Annotated in this window: 17 protein-coding genes and 1 tRNA gene; 5 read left to right on the top strand and 13 right to left on the bottom strand. The window is 67.4% G+C overall.

Annotated elements, in window-relative coordinates; translation table 11 throughout:
* Positions 1-32: 32 nt before the first annotated feature.
* Positions 33-353: a DUF2007 domain-containing protein gene (locus F793_RS0109205; protein WP_081618691.1), complete on the top strand. Its 321-nt coding sequence runs from the start codon at positions 33-35 to the stop codon at positions 351-353.
* 1 nt (position 354) lies between these two features.
* Here the strand turns inward: F793_RS0109205 and F793_RS0109210 are convergent, their stop codons facing one another.
* On the bottom strand, positions 355-1,092 hold the full coding sequence (locus F793_RS0109210; protein WP_026280432.1) for a lytic transglycosylase domain-containing protein: 738 nt from the start codon (positions 1,090-1,092) through the stop codon (positions 355-357).
* 125 nt (positions 1,093-1,217) lie between these two features.
* Here F793_RS0109210 and F793_RS0109215 point away from each other — a divergent pair, with 125 nt between their 5' ends.
* The 3 genes from F793_RS0109215 to F793_RS0109225 are packed head-to-tail and all read left to right on the top strand — an operon-like array spanning position 1,218 to position 2,996.
* Complete coding sequence (locus F793_RS0109215) at positions 1,218-2,024, top strand: biotin--[acetyl-CoA-carboxylase] ligase (protein ID WP_018882366.1); 807 nt, start codon at positions 1,218-1,220, stop codon at positions 2,022-2,024.
* Positions 2,017-2,796, top strand: coding sequence for a type III pantothenate kinase (locus F793_RS0109220; protein ID WP_018880731.1), 780 nt, complete (start codon positions 2,017-2,019; stop codon positions 2,794-2,796). Before F793_RS0109215 ends, F793_RS0109220 begins: the two co-directional genes overlap by 8 nt.
* Entirely contained in the window at positions 2,784-2,996 is a 213-nt protein-coding gene (locus F793_RS0109225) for a hypothetical protein (protein WP_018882365.1), read from the top strand. Before F793_RS0109220 ends, F793_RS0109225 begins: the two co-directional genes overlap by 13 nt.
* 6 nt (positions 2,997-3,002) lie before the next feature.
* Here F793_RS0109225 and F793_RS0109230 read toward each other — a convergent pair whose 3' ends face one another.
* The 12 genes from F793_RS0109230 to F793_RS0109285 form a co-directional block, all read right to left on the bottom strand.
* A complete protein-coding gene (locus F793_RS0109230) occupies positions 3,003-3,530 on the bottom strand; it encodes a DUF2062 domain-containing protein (RefSeq protein WP_018882364.1) in 528 nt (175 codons plus the stop codon).
* 13 nt (positions 3,531-3,543) lie between these two features.
* The gene (locus F793_RS0109235; protein ID WP_018867359.1) at positions 3,544-3,897 is read right to left on the bottom strand and encodes an arsenate reductase; all 354 of its coding nucleotides are present in this window, start codon (positions 3,895-3,897) and stop codon (positions 3,544-3,546) included.
* The gene (gene dapD, locus F793_RS0109240) at positions 3,890-4,711 is read right to left on the bottom strand and encodes a 2,3,4,5-tetrahydropyridine-2,6-dicarboxylate N-succinyltransferase (protein WP_018867360.1); all 822 of its coding nucleotides are present in this window, start codon (positions 4,709-4,711) and stop codon (positions 3,890-3,892) included. Before dapD ends, F793_RS0109235 begins: the two co-directional genes overlap by 8 nt.
* A gap of 20 nt (positions 4,712-4,731) precedes the next feature.
* Positions 4,732-5,937: a succinyldiaminopimelate transaminase gene (gene dapC, locus F793_RS0109245; protein WP_018882363.1), complete on the bottom strand. Its 1,206-nt coding sequence runs from the start codon at positions 5,935-5,937 to the stop codon at positions 4,732-4,734.
* 84 nt (positions 5,938-6,021) lie between these two features.
* On the bottom strand, positions 6,022-6,756 hold the full coding sequence (locus F793_RS0109250; RefSeq protein ID WP_018882362.1) for a glycosyltransferase: 735 nt from the start codon (positions 6,754-6,756) through the stop codon (positions 6,022-6,024).
* A 22-nt stretch (positions 6,757-6,778) separates the two neighbouring features.
* Entirely contained in the window at positions 6,779-7,099 is a 321-nt protein-coding gene (locus F793_RS0109255) for a rhodanese-like domain-containing protein (protein WP_018867363.1), read from the bottom strand.
* Between the two features lie 165 nt (positions 7,100-7,264).
* Positions 7,265-7,591, bottom strand: coding sequence for a P-II family nitrogen regulator (locus tag F793_RS0109260; protein ID WP_018867364.1), 327 nt, complete (start codon positions 7,589-7,591; stop codon positions 7,265-7,267).
* Positions 7,588-10,725, bottom strand: a complete 3,138-nt coding sequence (locus F793_RS0109265) for a DUF2309 domain-containing protein (RefSeq protein ID WP_018882361.1) — start codon at positions 10,723-10,725, stop codon at positions 7,588-7,590. The genes F793_RS0109260 and F793_RS0109265 overlap by 4 nt, the downstream gene beginning before the upstream one ends.
* A complete protein-coding gene (locus tag F793_RS0109270; protein ID WP_018867366.1) occupies positions 10,722-11,471 on the bottom strand; it encodes a hypothetical protein in 750 nt (249 codons plus the stop codon). The genes F793_RS0109265 and F793_RS0109270 overlap by 4 nt, the downstream gene beginning before the upstream one ends.
* A 1-nt stretch (position 11,472) precedes the next feature.
* Positions 11,473-13,155, bottom strand: a complete 1,683-nt coding sequence (locus F793_RS0109275) for an NADH-quinone oxidoreductase subunit L (protein ID WP_018867367.1) — start codon at positions 13,153-13,155, stop codon at positions 11,473-11,475.
* 617 nt (positions 13,156-13,772) lie between these two features.
* Positions 13,773-13,849 (bottom strand) — tRNA-Arg (locus F793_RS0109280).
* A gap of 81 nt (positions 13,850-13,930) precedes the next feature.
* Complete coding sequence (locus F793_RS0109285) at positions 13,931-14,638, bottom strand: MBL fold metallo-hydrolase (RefSeq protein ID WP_018877778.1); 708 nt, start codon at positions 14,636-14,638, stop codon at positions 13,931-13,933.
* 72 nt (positions 14,639-14,710) lie between these two features.
* Here F793_RS0109285 and F793_RS0109290 point away from each other — a divergent pair, with 72 nt between their 5' ends.
* Entirely contained in the window at positions 14,711-15,331 is a 621-nt protein-coding gene (locus F793_RS0109290; RefSeq protein WP_018882360.1) for a methyltransferase domain-containing protein, read from the top strand.
* The last annotated feature ends 73 nt before the right edge of the window (positions 15,332-15,404 follow it).

A 15,404-nucleotide genomic window follows, 5' to 3' on the forward strand; every position in this document is an offset into this window, starting at 1 on the left:
TCGGATTTGCCGCGCGTGCTACGGTCGCGGCCATGAGGACTGTCTATTCCGCCGCCGACCCCGTGATGGCCGGGTTCATCGAGGACCTGCTGAAAGAGGCCGGCATCCCGGCGTACGTGAACCAGGCGGGGCTCATGGGCGCGGCGGGGGAGGTCCCGCCAACCGAGACCTGGGCGCGCATCATGGTGGTGCACGAGGAGCAGGCCGAGGAGGCGCGAGCCCTGATCCTGGAGTATCTGGAGGGCGAGCCGGAACACGACGGCCGGGACTGGAAGTGCCCGCGCTGCGGCGAGGTAATCGAGCCGCAGTTCACCCAGTGCTGGAACTGCGGGCGCGACAAGCCCAAAGTCTGAGTCAGTTCGGCCGTCCGTTGCCGGTGTACTGCGAGCGGATGCGCTGGATGTAGGTTTGCGTCTCGCGGAATGGCGGGACGCCGCCGTGGCGCTCCACCGCGCCGGGGCCGGCGTTGTAGGCGGCCAGGGCGAGATCCAGGTTGCCCTCGAAACGCTCGAGCATGGCGGCCAGATAGCGTGTGCCGCCGTTGATGTTCTGGGCCGGATCGAAGCGGTCGGTGACCCCGAGATCGGCCGCGGTCGCGGGCATCAGCTGCATCAGGCCGTGGGCGCCCACCCGCGAGACCGCCTGCGGATCGAAGCAGGATTCCACGTGAATGACCGACTGGACCAGCGCAGGGTCGAGGCCCTTGCGGGTGGCGGCCGTACGAATGAGGTCCGCGAACTCGCCGCCGCCGGTGGCCAGCGCATGGCGGGCGCGTTCGCCGCAGCGGGCCCGTGCGGTGGGGCGGCCGTAGGTGGCGACCAGTTCCATGCCGTTGTCCTGGCGGTGCTGGTTGGTGACCAGGCGTTCACCGCCCGGGCCCTCGAACACGAAGATCTGGCTGGGAGACCAGTCGCCGCCGGCAGGCGGCGTGGCCGTACCCGTGCTCGCGGGCGAGCGGATGGTTTCGTACGGCACACCCTGGGGCCGTTCGTCGGTCAGGACGCGGGCACCGGAGGCATCGCGGTAGCTGTACAGCTCGGCCGCGCTGGTCCCGCCCGCGAGCAGGCCCGCCGCCAGGACCAGCAGTAGCAGCGCCGGCCGGGCGGAATGCTTACCATGGTGCCTGGCTTTCCTCCGCGTATCCCTGGTATCCAACCCCTGTGCCCCCTGGCCGAGTAGCGATCCCGATGACCGAGACTTCGTTCACAGTCTGCATTATGGCGCCGGAAAGTGCATGGCTGAAAGAGCGCGTCGACGGCCTGCTGGCGGGCAGCGACGTCGACGCACCTTGGGTCGAGGTCCTGGAATCGGTCGATTCGACCAACCGCTATCTCCTGGAGGCGGCTGCCACGGACGATGAGCGACCGCGTGTCTGCGTGGCACATACCCAGACCGCGGGCCGCGGCCGGCGGGGCCGGATCTGGCAGTCGCGGCCCGGGGCGAGCCTCGCTCTGTCGCTGGCGTGGCCCATCGCGCGGGGCCCGGTGCCGCCCGCCTATCCGGTGGGCGCGGGGATCGGGGTAATCCAGGCCCTGGCGGGGCTGGGTCTGGAGTCCGTGCGGCTCAAGTGGCCCAATGACCTGATGATCCAGGGCGCCAAGCTCGGCGGAATCCTGATGGAGCAGCGGGCACCCGGTCGGGAGCGCCCGGGCCGGCTGGTGGCCGGGATCGGGATTAATCGCGAGGCCGCAGATACACTGGAACTGGACCGCGCGGTCACCGATCTCGCCAGTCATTGTCCGGGTGGGGCGCCAGACGACCTGGAACTGGCCGCGCGGGTGGTCGACCGGCTTTGCCGCCTGCACCCCGTCCTGGTGCGCGAGGGCGTGGCCCCGCTGGAGTCCGAGCTGGAGCGGCTCGATCTGTTGCGCGGGCAGGCCATCGAGCTTCTGGACGGTGGAGCGCAGGCCCGGGCGCTGGGGATCGACCCGGCCAGCGGCTGTCTGGTGGCGGCATTCGCGGACGGATCGGTGCGTCATCTGCACTCGGGCGAGGTTTCGGTACGGAGTCGTGAACATGTCTGACGTTGCGCTGGTGGATATCGGCAGTACCCGGGTCAAATGGCAGGTGCGCAGCCGGGATGGCGACGTGCTGGGCTCCGGCGCGGCCCGGGAGCCCGCGGGCTGCGCCCGCGCCCTTGCATCCATGACGCAGGACTCGACCATCGACGCCGTATGGGTCTCGCGGGTGGCGGGTGATCGCGGGGCGGCGTTCGCCGAGGAATTGGACAGCGCCGGGCTGGCGGCCTCGGTCCACGCGGTCCGGGTTGCGGCTGCCGGGCCGAACGGCCTGCGGACCGACTACGCAGCCGGCCAGCTGGGGGTGGACCGGTACTGCGCGCTGGTCGCGGCGCGGGCCGTTGGCGATATGCCGGTCATCCTGGTGGATGCCGGAACCGCGGTCACCGTCGACGTGTTGCAGGCGGGCGGGTGTCATGCAGGCGGCTACATACTGCCGGGGCGCCAGCTCGGCTGGGAGGCGCTGCAGCCCCGTCTGGCCGATCGTATCGCGCCGCGCGAGGCGACGCAGTGGCCCGAGGACCTTGACCCGTCGCCCGGGCTGAACAGTGCGGATGCGCTGGAGCGTGGCTGGGGTCTGGGGCTGGCCGGGGCACTGGACGGGCTGATCGCGCGGTCCCGCGACGTGCTGGGCGAGGAGGCCCCCTGCTGGCTGACCGGCGGGGATGCCTACTGGCTGGCGCCGCTGTTGCGCGAGGAATCTCGGATCGTGCCCAACCTGGTTCTGGACGGGCTATGGGCCCTGTCGCTCGCGGAGGATGCCGGATGCGCTGGCTAATCCTGGCGCTCGCGCTGCTGAACCTGGGGTACTTCGTGTGGGTGTGGCACGACGGCCGGCTGGATCCGGACCCCTACGCCGACGTACCGCCCCTGGAGCGCGACCGGGGCACGGTGGAGTTGCTGGATGTCCGGCTGGAATGGCCGGAACCCAGTGGCGCGCCGGCAGGGGAAGGGGTCGCCGAGGAGGGGACCGAGTGACGAGGCTTAGGGGCCGCGGCGCCGGGCCCGCTCGGCGCGCCGCCGGTCCCGGTGGCGCTGCCAGGCGGCGGAAAGTTGATGGGAGATCCAGTAGCCGGCCATGGCGGTGGGGCTCGCGATCAGCAGGCTGCCCAGCAACGTGAAGGTGATCTCGTCGCCGATCCCCTGCAGGTACCAGGCGTCCGGGTCGTGGGTGAGCAGGGGCATGTAGCGAAAGACTGCCTCGCCCAGCGAGTGGTAGCCCCAGTACAGGGGAGCGGTGGTCAGGGGGTTGCTGACGAACGAGGCCACGAAGGCCGTCGGGAAATTCCCGGCCAGCGCGATGCAGAGGATGATCATCAATACGGTCTGAAAGCCGACCGTGGGCGTCAGGCCAATGAACAGCCCGATGGCAACCCCGCGGGCCATGGCCTCCGGGCCGCTCTTCATGCTCCCGGCGGCATGCAGGCCCGTGTGCAGGCGGGGATGACGGGCCAGCCAGTGGTGGGCGCGCCAGCGCAACGCCCGCCAGCGAATGCCGGCCCGCCTCAGCATGCCGCCGAGGGCCTCAGGCAGCCCCCCAGCGGGCCGCGATGTCGGGGGTCCAGCCGACCGTGATCGCGTCCCCCTGTTCGATCACCGGCCGCTTGATCAGGGCTGAGTGTTCGAGCATCAGGGCGATCGCGCGTTCGCGGTCCAGCCCGTCGCGCTGTTCGGCGGGAAGCTGGCGCCAGGTCGTGCCGCGCCGGTTGACCAAGGCCTCCCAGCCAAGCGCCTCGACCCAGGCGCGCACCCGGGCTTCCTCCAGTCCGTCCTTGCGAACGTCCACGAAGCGAACGCTCACGCCGGCCGCGTCCAGCGCCCGGCGAGCCTTGCGGACGGTATCGCAGTTGGCGATCCCGAAGAGCGCGATCTCAGACATCGCGCAGCAGGGCGTTCAGACCCACCTTGGCCTTGGTCTTCTCGTCCACGCGCTTAACGATCACCGCGCAGTACAGCGAGTACTTGCCGTCCTTGGAGGGCAGGGTGCCGGAGACCACCACGGAGCCGGCCGGTACGCGGCCATAGAGGATCTCGTCGTTCTCGCGATCGTAGATCCGGGTGGACTGGCCGAGATACACGCCCATGGAGATGACCGCGCCTTCCTCGACGATCACGCCCTCGACCACCTCGGATCGGGCACCGATGAAGCAGTTGTCTTCGATGATGGTCGGGGCCGCCTGCAGCGGCTCCAGCACGCCGCCGATCCCGACGCCGCCGGAGAGATGCACATTCTTGCCGATCTGGGCGCAGGAGCCGACCGTGGCCCAGGTATCGACCATCGTGCCTTCATCCACATAGGCACCGATGTTCACGTAGGACGGCATCAGCACCGTGTTGGGGGCGATGAAGCTCCCGCGGCGCGCGGTGGCCGGCGGCACGACGCGCACGCCGGCCTCGCGGAAGTCACGGCTGGAGGTGTCGGCGTACTTGGACGGGACCTTGTCGTAGTAGTTGGTGAAGCCGCCCTTGATGAACTCGTTCTCCGAGATGCGGAACGACAGCAGTACGGCCTTCTTCAGCCATTCGTTCACCACCCATTCGCCGCCCTTCTTCTCGGCGACTCGGGCACGGCCGGTGTCCAGCATCTCCAGCGCCTCGTTCACCGCATCGCGGACATTGGTCTCCACGTTGCGCGGGTTGATCTCGGCGCGGCGTTCAAAGGCGGTTTCGATGGTGCTCTGGATATCGGACATCAGGTTTTCCTTGCAAAGTATTAATAGGTAATGGATTCATACAGGCTGGCAATGCGCTCGGCGGCCTCGACACAGGCGGCCGGCTCGGCGACCAGGGCCATGCGGACATGCCCGGCACCGGGGTTGTGCCCGGAGGTCGGGTCGCTGCGCGAGAGGTAGCGCCCGGGCAGCACCGTCACTCCGGCCTCGGCGTACAGGCGGCGGGCAAAGGCCTCGTCGTCGCCTTCGGGAACCCGTGGCCAGAGGTAAAAGCCGGCGGCCGGTGTGGTGACGTCGAGTATGGCCTGTAGCCGCGGGACGACCGCCGCGAACTTCTCCGCGTACAGGGCCCGATTGTGCGCGACATGGGCCTCGTCCGCCCAGGCCACGCGACTGACGACTTGGGTGGGCGGCGGCAGGGTGCAGCCATGGTAGGTACGGTACAGCGCGAAGCGGTCCAGTAGCTCGGCATCGCCCGCCACGAATCCGGAGCGCAGCCCCGGGAGGTTGGAGCGCTTGGACAGGCTGTGGAACACGATGCAGCGCTCGAACCCGGTATTACCCATACGCGCCGCGGCACCCAGCAGGCCGGCGGGTGGGGTGGCCTCCGGGTGATAGATCTCGGAGTAGCACTCGTCGGCCGCAATTACGAAGTCATGGCGTTCGGCCAGACGGATCAGGTCCTGCATCGCCGCCTCGGACATGCAGGCGCCGGCCGGGTTGCCCGGGTTGCAGATGTAGACGAGCTGCACCGCATCCCAGGTGGCGACGTCGATCGTGGAGAAGTCGGGTAGATAGCCGTTCTCCGGCGCCAGGTCGTAGAAGGCCGGTTCTGCCCCGGCCAGCAGGGCCGCACCCTCGTAGATCTGGTAGAAGGGATTCGGCATCAGCACGCGCGCCCCGGGCTTCTCCGCGACGACGGCCTGGGCGATCGCGAACAGGGCCTCGCGGGTACCGCTGACCGGCAGCACCTGGCGCTCGGGCTTAACGGTATCCAAGTTGAACCGGCGTTGCAGCCAGGCGGCGATCGTCTCGCGCAGGGCCGGTTCGCCGCGAGTGGTGGGGTAGTGGTTGTAACCCTGTACGGCGTCGCGCAGGGCGGGTTCGACGAAACCCGGAAGCGCATGGCGTGGTTCGCCGATCGACAGCGCGATGGGCTCCAGCCCTTCCGGCTGGCGCAGGTCCGCGAACAGGGCCCGCAGGCGTTCGAACGGGTAAGGCTGGAGCCGGTCGAGGCGGGGATTCATGGCGTCCGGGGGTTCCTCTGCAGGGCGCGAACCGAAAGACCGCGCAGTATACCGAACCCGACGGGGCGACGGCACCGCGATCGTTCAGTCGCGACTGCCCGGACGGGTATACCAGAACCAGCTGAGGCGGCGGGAGCGCAGGCTCCAGGGGAGCAGCAGGACCTGCAGCACCACCAGGATGTGACGGCCGGGGTGAAACCAGTCCGCCTTGCGCCCGGAGGTCAACACGGGGGTGTCCAGGATTTCCACGCGCTGGCCGTGTGCCCGGCCCCAGCGGCGCAGGGCGCGGGACAGGAACACCTCTTCCCCGGCGTACACGCGCTCGCTGAACCCGCCCACCGCCGTGAACGCCTCGCGGGTGGAGAAGACGTAGCAGCCCGCGGCCAGCCCCAGGCGCGCGGAGAGCGTATTCCATGTACGCGCGCCCCAGCGGTAGATGCGGTGATTCAGGTGGTCGAACGCCACCCGGGCACCGCCGCCGCAGACGCGGCCGCTGTCCAGTGCCTTCAGGGTAGCCTGCAGCAGGGCGCCATCCGGCCAGGTGTCGGCGTCCACGAACAGCAGGTAGTCCCCGCTGGCGGCCTCCGCGCCGGCATTGCGGGCGCGGCTGATCCTGCGTTCCGGCTCGAAGACGACGCGACAGCCGGCGCGCTGCGCGATCTGCGGGGTCGCGTCCGTGGAGGCGTTGTCCACCACGATGATCTCGCTGGGGCGATCAAGGCCCGACAGGGCCTCCTGGACGGCCGTCAGGGTTCGTGGCAGCCACTCGGCCTCGTTCCAGGCCGGGATGATGAACGACAGGGTGGGTGCGCGTCTCACGCAGCGGCCAGGGGAGCTCTGATCAATAGGTCGCCATGTGGGGATCGACCTCGCGTGCCCAGGCATCAATGCCGCCGGACAGGTTGATCACGTTGTTGAACCCGACCCGCTGCAGAAAGCCGCAGACTTGCTGGCTGCGGACGCCGTGGTGACAGATCACCACGATCTCGTCCTCCGGATTCAGGTCCTGGTACGCCGTCGGGATCTGGCCCATCGGGAGCAGTTGCGAGCCCTCGATGTGGCAGTGCCGGAATTCCCAGGGCTCGCGCACATCCAGCAGCTTCGGCGGGCTCTTTGCCTGCGAGAGATAGTCGTGCAATTCCCGGGGGGACATCTGGCGCATGGTGGTGAACCGTGACTGGGGAGTGACTCAGGCTGGCCTCGGGAGTGGCGCATTGCAAGAGGCGGGATGCACGCCAGGGATTGGCATGTTGCCTGTGAACCGGCCAAGCCCGGCTGTCGAACAGCAGGTGTTCCCGGGGGCACCGCAGCCGCCCGGGGGCGGATTTCAGCCCTTGAATTTCACCAGACGGCTGACCTGGATGTCGGAGATGAAGATCACGCCACTGTGCTGGTTGAAGAAGGGGGTGAAGCCCTCGAGGATCGGCTCGACCAGTTCCTCGGGTACGGCGGCGATGATCATGATCAGCACGTCGTCCTCGTTGAACATCAGATGGCCTTCGTGGAAGCCCTGGCTGCCCTTTCCCGAGAGGTTGCCCATGATGGTGTAGCCCTTGACGCCGGCGCGGTCGAGCAGGTCGGTGGCAAAGGCCTGATGTTCGCCCTCGAGGATAATCTCGAGCTTCTTGAGGGGATTCAGGTTCACGTCGTTCATGCGCGGGTCTCCTCCGCAGCCGTTGGATCGGTCTGGACATGAGCGGCCCCGGCCAGCGGTTCTTCCAGCCACTGGCCGTCCGCGAAGCGATGGATCCGGTGGGTCTCGGGGTCGAGGATCACCACCAGGATCCATCCGTTGGTGACCAGGCTCCGGACCTTGGCGACGCCGTTGATCGCCGCCCGGGCCTGTTCAAAGGGCGCCTCGATGACCGCCAGAAGGCGGATCGGGTCATGGTAGGGCCGGCCGTCGCGCAGTACGGTCTGGGCGGGGAGGCCGGTTCGCAGGTCACTGAGGTTGCCGGTGATGACACCGAGGCGGCACGCCACGTTGTGGTAGACCTTGCTGCCGCTGCCATAGTGTTCGTTGTCGACCGTGGAGAAGTAGTGCTCCATGTTGATCCACTGGGCGACCACCAGTGGGCCGGTCAGGATATTCGCGAGCAGACGCCCGCGCGGGTCGAGGCGATAGTCGTAGGAGTGCAGGAAGGTACGGCCGTCAAGGTCGCTGCCCTCGGTCAGGTGGCGGCGCCCGATGATGAAGCCCGCGTTGCGCGCCAGGCCCCATTCGGGCCGCACCTGGGTCCAGTCCACCGTGTTGCGCTGGGCCATCCGCGCGGCCTGGATGGGCTCGAGTTCCGGCCCGCCCTCCGGCGGCAGGGTCTGCAGCCGCTCCGCGGCGGTGCGGCGCCGCGCTGCCTGCAACCCGTTGCGCAGGCGCTCGAGGTAGACGAGATGACTGGCCGGGAGCAGATCCAGGTCGTGCAACTCGATCGCGTCGCTGGTCGTGTTGTGGAATGCCGGCAGGAACCAGGCATCGTCCGGGATGTGGATGCCCTCGTGCCGCAGGCGCCGGCGAACCTCCGGCTTGTTGCCCATATGCGCCAGGACGCGGGCACTGACGAGGCCGTGACTCCCGCCGCAGGCACCGCAGTCGAGGGCGGACTCGTAGGGATTGTTGTGCGACTGGCTGCCGTGCCCGGTCAGGATGATGAAGCGGGAGAAGTGTTCAGTGAGCCCGATGGAGCGCAGCGCCTGGGCGACGAAGTAGGTCTGCTCGTCGAGGGAGAAGCCGATGCGCCCGAGGCGTTCGAGTTGCATCTGCGCATACGAGCGATTGATGCGGTAGCGCTGTTGCAGGGTCTGGATAAAATCCGCCTCGGCGCGTTTGCCAAGGGCGAAAGCCTGCGCGAAGTGGGTCTGGCCCGTGTGGCGCCCCAGGGCCGCCTCGCGCAGTTCGCGGATGATCGCGTCGGTGATCGATTCGCGCTCGATGCCGAACTCCTTGTGAATCGCCTCCACGATGATGACCCGCTGCAGCGCACGAACGACCGAGTCCGCCTGTTCGCGGGTGAGCTTGTCGACCAGCAAACGGGTGGACGGCTTGTCCGATTCGATGCGGTGGCGCCAGCGATTGTAGAGCCGCGGCGCGAGGGTCTTGCCGACCATGTCGAAACCGAAGAGCAGGCCAATGGCCTCGACCGTGAAGTAGGGCGACAGGACCGAATGCTTCAGGTCGTGCAGCAGGTGTTCCGCCGAGGAATACAGATCCGTCTCCAGTTTCTCGGCGCCGGTCGTCACCTCGAGGACCAGGTTCTTCGGGGTCAGCAGTACGGGACACAGGTGATCCTCGCTACCCTTGCCCAGCGCGATGAAGCTGACCGGGACACCGAAGAATCCGGCGATCCCGTAGGTCTGGTAGTCGCCAAGCGTCTCGAGCTGGCGGCGAATGCGTTCCGAGCGCACATCGATACAAAACAGCATCTGCGCAAAGGGGCGCTTTTCGCGGGGTGGCGCGGGAGTCGGGTGAAGGCGTGACAGCAGCGCGCGGCGGTAGGTTGTCTCCATGGCCTCCAGCCAGATCATGCCCTCGCGCCGTTCGAATGCCTCCAGTTCCGTCAGCACCTCGGCCAGGCATCCCGGCGAGAGCCCGCGGAAGGCATTCGGTGTGCCGGCGCGCTGTGCCAGTTCTTCGAGGGCACGTGACTGGGTCCCGGCTTCAGCCTGGCGCTTTTCGGGGATGTAAGCCCCGATGAGCCGGGCGATTTCGGCCGGCCGACCGCGCGCCACTGCGTCCTCGACGGACTCGGCCCGAGTGGGCAGCACGGCGCCGGTGAACAGTTCGTGGCGCAGGAAGGATTCCGCCGGGCGCTCGGTAATCCGGGCCTCGAGTTCGAACCGGTTGCGTGGCATCCGACGGCGCCGCGCGTGTTCGCGGACCAGGGACAGTGCCAGCACCAGGCGAATCGCCAGGAAGTCGACCAGGTCCGCTGGATATTCGCGGGCCCAGTGATAGCGAGGCGCCCGTTCGCGCCAGCGGATAAAGCCGGCCCAGCCGTGCAGATGGGTGAGTTCGCGCACGATCAGCCCGGGCCAGGACGGCTCGGGGATGCCGAGTTCGTCGAGGACGAAGGCGATGATGCCCTCCGGGGTGTCGCTCTGATCCAGGATTTTCTTGATGTGCAGGCCGCGCAGGAACAGCCGCAGGTTGCGCTGCGCAAGCTGGCTCCAGGCGGCGAACAGGCCCTGTTCGCGCCCGGGCATGGGCCAGGCGGACTGGCCCTCGTCGAAGAAGTCGAGGCAGGTCTTGATCAGGAGCTCGTCCAGGGTCTCGGCGATGCGGGTGTCGTAGAGGTGGTCCAGCGCCTCGTAGAGCGGCCGCTCCGGCGGGAACGCCCGGCGCAGGATGTCCTCGATGCGTTCCACATCCACGCCGTCCCCCGCGGATGGAACACCGCCGGCGAGGATGGCCGCCACGTCCTCCGCCGCGGCCAGCACGCACGGTCGACGGGCCGGTTCGCGACAGCGCGTGAGCAGGGTATGGATCAGCGCGTGGCCACCGGTGGCCTGCAGGGCTGGATAGCCACCAAGCGCCCGGTCGATCGCTGTGTCCAGCGCATCCGGGTCGATGCGGCCATCGGCGAGCAGCCACTGGTAGTCGGCGCGGGCCAGGAAGCCGCGCCCGTGGAACAGGGCCCGGCCACGCTCGATCGCCTCGGGGAAGGGGTGGTCCTCCAGCCCGTGCAACGGGTTGTGGTGGATGAAGGTGCGCATGGGCCAGAAGTTGGGGATCGGCTCGGCGGCCATGTGCACCATGGAGCGGATCTTCAGCTGGCGGCCGAGGGAAAGGGTCACAGCGCACCTCCGGTCCAGATGAGCCCGGCGCCTGTCAGGGCCACGACGAGACCGGCGAAGCCCCATGCGCGGGGGGCCGTCAGATCGGCAGCCACGGGTCCGCTGCGCGGACCGAATACCGTGCCCTGCAGCAGACGGGCCCCCGCCCAGCTCCATAGCAGCCAGATCAGCAGGATGCCAATGGCGAAGCCGACGGGCGCACTGCCCAGCAGGGTCAGCAGGGCGAAGAAGCCGGGGAACAAGGGCAGGGCCATTGCCGCGAGCGTTGCCACCACAATGATCCCCGAGAGGCGCGGCAGATCGCGTGCCAGACCGCCGTGGAGCCCCGTGTAGGCGGCTCCCAGGCGTCCGACGAGGACTTCGCGCACCACCAGCATCAGGACAGGGGCGGTGGTCAGTGCCAGCGTCACGGCGACGAGATCAACCGGCGCGGGTGTTTGCAGGGCGTAGAGCCAGACCAGGGGCCAGGCGGATACGGCCAGCATGGCGTTCCAGCGCCCGACCTCGCGCACGGTCAGCATCCGGAAGGCGTAGAACAGCGCACTCATCACGGCCCAGGTCGCGAGAATCGGACCTGGCTCCAGTTCGCCCCAGAGGATCAGAACGACCCCGATCTGGGGCCAGAAGACGACGAGTGCGAGCCGTACCGGCAGAGGCTGGGTGCTGACGGCGAGCCGCGTGAACAGCATCGTGGCCGGGAAGAGCGGCAGGAAGAACGCGGCGAGTATCAATAGAAACACCGACATGTCAGCGCCACCTCAGCCAGATATTGAGGCGTCTGGACAGGGCCAGCAGCCGGTCCGTGACACGTTCGTGGACGTCGGCTACATAAAGCTCGCGCGACAGAAGCGAGTACAGCATCAGCCGTGCGCCGGCCGGCAGCTTGTCCATCGGGCGCTGGCGCGTCCGGCTCAGGTAGGCCCCGATCCAGCCGAGGACGAACACCACGGCCAGCAGGACGACCAGGACATCGAAGGTGAGCTTGTCGATACCCGCCGACGAGTAGAGTGCGTCACGGAATGCGGCATCCGGGTAGAGGAAGGCCTCGAAGCTGTGGCCCACGAGCACGTAGCCGATCACGATCACGGCGAAGGACAGGATGATCAGGGCCATCATGCGCAGCGGATTCTCGGTATCGAGCCGCTGGGCGGTGAAGAGCACCTGGACCCCGGTGATCCAGCCGAAGAACAGCAGCACGATCGCGCCCTGTTGCTGGAAGAAGCGCTCCGCAACCCAGGCATGTGCGCCGACCAGGATCACCAGAGGCACGATCAGCGTGACCGCCCCGATGATGAACCAGGGCACGCGTGCGGGGGCTGATTTGCGCTCCACGAGGAAGTCGTAGAGGGGCTCATTGGGAACCCCGTCATGGCGACGCGCGGCCCCGATCACGTTGCCGGCTCCGAGGAACAGGGTGCCCTTGAACAGGCCGTGGGCGATCAGATGAAAGATCGACAGCGCGAAGGCGCCGGCACCGGTTTCCATCACCATGAAGCCCATCTGCCCCATGGTGGAGTAGCCCAGCGACTTCTTGATGTCGTTCTGCGAAAGCATCATCAGCGAGCCGATCACGGCGGTCAGCAGGCCCACGATGAAGAGCAGATGGAGGACCTCGCTACTGTGGACGAACACCGGGGCGAAGCGGTTGATGATGATGCCGCCGGCGTTGACGATCCCCGCATGCATCAGGGCCGACACGGGCGTGGGCCCCTCCATGGTGTAGGGCAGCCAGGTGTGCAGCGGGAACTGGGCCGACTTCGCGAAGGCGGCCAGCGCTACCAGGAAGGCCACCGTCCCGGTGACGGGCAGCCCCATGACGGTGCGGGCATCGGGGCTTTCGGCGATACGGTCGAAGAGGGTGGGGAGGTCGAGTACGCCGTAGGCCTGGAACAGGATCACGGTGGCCAGCACCAGCGGCAGGTCCCCCAGACGGTAGGTGATGAACGTCCAGAAGGCGTAGCGCTGCGCGCGCGGCGGTTCGGTGTTGTGCGTAAGCAGGAAGTAGAGGACTACCCCGATCAGGTGCCAGCCGATCAGGAGGGTGATCAGGTCGCCGGCCATCACCATCAGGAGGATGGATCCGGTCATCAGGTCCAGCAGCATGAAGAAGCGGGCGTACCCGGGCTCCTCGAACATGTAGCGGATCGAGTAGACGTGCACCACCAGGCTGATCCCGGCCACGACCAGCGCCATGATGGCGCTGAGCGGATCCAGCTGCAGGCTGCCCCAGCCGTTGGCCAGGCCCATCCACTGCGGCCCGGTGTCGCCGGTGATGTAGAGCGCCAGCTGGAACGCGGCGATCCCTACGACGATGACGTTGATCCCCACGCTCAGGTGCGCGACCCGGTGGCCCAGCCGGCCCGCAAGGAGGTGCACCAGCAGTGCTGCCAGAAAGGGCAGCAGGGCGATCAGCCACTGCAGTTCCATCATCGTCCCACCCCGCTCTTTCGGGTAACGCCCCGCGTGTTGCGGGTCGTCCACCTCCGATCGCGTCCTGCCCGAGGCCTGCACGGCGCCCAGCTTGGGAAAACGCCGGGAGCACTACCGAGGCGTCATCGAAACCCGGTTGCTACGCTAAAAGTACGGGTCGGGGGCATGATTGCGCAAACGGCGCATTCCCGGGAGCTGGCCCGTGGAAAATATAGAAGGAGATGCGTTGCGCCGCACCTGAGGGCTGGCTGTAGGGGCACGATCGAAGGCGTTCCTACGAACACAAGGAACGGAATGACTCGCGAAGCCAGGTACTAATCGGGCACGAGGAGCCCAATTGGCGTAATTCGGGTTTGTCACAGGAGTGGCACGAGCCCTGAGCCAGAACGAAAAAGGGACCAGCGACTGTAAGTCAGGGATCCCTTTCTCCGAAATGTGGCGCGCCCGAAAGGATGGCGGCGACGCGGTACGTGTTGACCTCCCGGCTGCCGGCTGTGGGCTGACACGTTCCTCGCTGCGCTCGGGATCGAACCGTATTGTTGAACGGAAGTTCGAATCCTTTGTGCTGGTCCAAACGAAAAAGGGCACCTGAATGTGGGTGCCCTCTCTCAGGAATATGGCGCGCCCGGAAGGATTCGAACCTCCGACCACCTGGTTCGTAGCCAGGTACTCTATCCAGCTGAGCTACGGGCGCATCGTCTGAAGGCGCGCATTATCGCGATTGGTCCCGGGGGATGCAAGCCATCGGGACCGATTCTTTGTTTTTCGGCCCGTCTCAGCTCCGGGGGATGGCGTGGTAGGGCGTGCTGCGTACGCGGTCGTGCTCGACCATGCGGTAGTGGACGAAGTCGTCCTTGTCGTGGAAGTGCAGGAAGGGGTTGCCGGCGTCCTGTTCTTCCAGTGTGGATTCGGCTTTGTCGGCGTAGTTGTGGCCCGGGTGGATGCAGGTATGCGCCGGTAGGCCTTCACGCAGCCCGTTCAGGGTATGGAACATCTGTTCCGGGTCGCCGCCGGCCAGGTCGCAGCGACCGCAGCCGAAGACGAACAGGGTGTCCCCGGTGATGAGGTCGTCGCCCGCGGGCATGTGAAAGCAGGCAGAGCCGGGCGTGTGGCCGGGCGTATGCAGGAAGCGGATCTCGGTATCGCCCAGGCGCATCGCATCGCCGCCGTGGTGCAGCTCCGGGCGTTCCAGTTGCTTGCCCCAAAATTCGGCCTCCGGCTTGAGCAGGTGTAGCCGGGCATTCGGGTATTGCTCCAGGATGGCCTCGACGCCGTTGATGTGATCGTGATGGCTGTGAGTCAGCAGGATGTCGGAGATCTCGACGTCGTTCTCCCGTGCCTGACGGATGATCGCCTCGGGCTCCCAGGCGGGGTCGACCACGGCGCCGCGGTGACTGGCGCGATCCTCGATCAGGTAGACGAAGTTCTCCATGGGGCCGAGTTCCTGGCGGTGGATGCGGTAGGGCAGTTGGTTCCGGTCCATCGGGCTCTCCGTGAGTCGTTGGCGCTTTGGTATGGTCTATTGGGTTCCTATCCTGTGCCGAGAAGGAGTCCGATGCCAAATTCCGAAAGTTCCCCTGCCGATTCCGCTTCCGTCGATGCGGAGGCGGACTGGGAGGCCCGCTATCAGGCGGGCTCGACCCGCTGGGATCGCGGTGGGCCCAGCCCCTCGCTGGAGCAATGGTTGCAACGCACCGCCCTGAAGCCGGGGGCCCGTATCGTGGTGCCCGGCTGCGGGTTTGGCCACGAAGTCCCGACCCTGGCGGCACGGGGCTTTCGCGTGATTGGACTGGACGTGGCGCCAACGCCCGTCGAACAGCTGCGGAGCGATCTGGACCATGCCGGCCTGGAAGCCGATGTGGTTCAGGCCGATATGCTGTCCTGGCGGCCGGAGGCACCGGTAGACGGGGTGTACGAGCAAACCTCCCTGTGTGCCCTGCCGCCCGCTCAGTGGCCGGCCTATGAACGCCAGCTGCACGCCTGGTTGCGCCCGGGCGGTGAGCTGTTTGCGTGTTTCATGCAGACCGGCCGGGAGGGTGGGCCGCCCTTCCATTGCGCGCTGCCGGCCATGCGGGAACTGTTCCCGGCGGATCGCTGGGAGTGGCGTGACGAGGTGGGTCGCACCGATCACACGAACGGCAAGTACGAGCTTCTGTACCGCCTGATCCGGCGTTAGTTCAGGCGGGGCAGATTGCCTTGATCGCGGGGTATCTCCCGTCGTCCAGTGCGGGAGAGCGGGTGAAGCGCGC

The sequence above is a fragment of the Thioalkalivibrio sp. ALE22 genome (assembly GCF_000381445.1).
Lineage (GTDB): Bacteria > Pseudomonadota > Gammaproteobacteria > Ectothiorhodospirales > Ectothiorhodospiraceae > Thioalkalivibrio.